The 1,575-nt window shown below is 33.5% G+C and carries 1 protein-coding gene; it reads right to left on the minus strand.

The window, feature by feature from the left end; genetic code table 11:
* Positions 1–1,193: group II intron reverse transcriptase/maturase (gene ltrA / locus HF850_RS15320; protein ID WP_169106276.1), on the minus strand; the 1,193-nt coding region annotated here is incomplete at its 3' end.
* Positions 1,194–1,575 lie beyond the last annotated feature (382 nt).

Here is a 1,575-nt window from a genome sequence, read left to right on the forward strand (position 1 = left end):
CTATTTCTTAATTCTGAGAGCCATTTTTCGGCTCGTTGCCTACGCCCACGGAAGTGCTTGTATTTATTCATAGCCCACCTTACTATCCTACTCTCTATACATTTAATAGTGTACTTAAGTGCTGATGCATTGTATTTACCAAAGTAATTTATCCAACCTCTAACGATTGGATTTATTAATTGTGCAATAATGTTTATACTGCTTCCAGACATTTTATGTAATTTTAATTCTTTAATCTTATCTCTTATATTTTTACACGCTTTTTGACTTGCTGAAGCTATGAAATTGTTTCTTAACTTTCCATCCCTACATTTGATATACACAGCCTTATATGTATATCCTAAGAAGTCAAATTGAGTTGTAGGATAATCTTCAGTTCTATCTTCATCTTTGCAATAAACAATTTTTGTTTTATCTGGATGTAATTCTAATTTACATTGTTTCATTCTCTGATTTAAAGCTTCTTTTATTTCTTTTGCTTCTTTTTCTGATTTGCAATGTATAATAGCGTCGTCTGCATATCTAGCAAAGAGAGCGATTGGATAATTTCTTTCCATCCATACATCAAAAGCATAATGTAAAAATATATTTGCTAATACTGGACTTATAACACCTCCTTGCGGAGTACCGGATTTTCTTTCTGTAAGCATTCCTTCCTTTGTTCCAAAAGGTGTTTTAAGCCATCTTCTTATATAAAGTTTCAACCATTTTTCGTCTGTATGTAATTCTACAGCTTTCATGAGTAATTCATGGTCAATATTATCAAATAGTCCCTTTATATCTAGTTCTATCACATAATCATATTTCCAGCATCTTTCTCGTACTTTTCCAATTGCATCTATAGCAGATTTATTAGGTCTATATCCATAAGAGTCCTTATGAAATATCGGCTCTACTTTTGGTTCTAGATACATCCTTGCTGTCATTTGTGCAATTCTGTCTGATATAGTTGGTATTCCTAAGGTTCTGGTTCCACCATTTTTTTTCGGTATTTTTACTGCCAATACAGGCGATGGAAAATAGCTTCCTGAACTCATTCTATTCCATATCTTATATAAGTTATCTTTTAAATTTTCTTCAAACTTTGCAAAATCTATGCCATCCATACCAGCACTACCTTTATTTTGTCTCACTCTTTTGTATGCTTCTAAAACTACTTTCTTAGATATATTGTATTGTTTGCTCTCCTTCATATAATCCTCCTAGTTTTCCAGTTGTTATTTGATGTCAAGCTGAAATGATGATACCCCTTTGCTCCATGATTATTACAATCACTTCATTACTACTACGAGTATCTCCGCCCCTGTATAGTGCCTCTCTACTTTCAGTCTCGTCTTTCTGCGACTTGTACCTTTTCGATTTTCATCACTATGCAGGTTCCCATGTTCCATATAAACGCCTAATATATGCTCATGCCATCTTAATACCGTTTAGCAGATAGTCAGCTTTACAGGTATCTTCTATCCTCGTCCTTATCCAGTGGTGAAAAATAAGTTTTGCTAAAATCTTACGCTTTCGATACTTCTTCAATGGTTCACTTTCGTTCATCTTCATATATCTCACATGACTATTTTT

Origin of the sequence: Clostridium sp. SM-530-WT-3G (genome assembly GCF_012843905.1) — a bacterium.
Taxonomy (GTDB): domain Bacteria; phylum Bacillota; class Clostridia; order Clostridiales; family Clostridiaceae; genus Clostridium.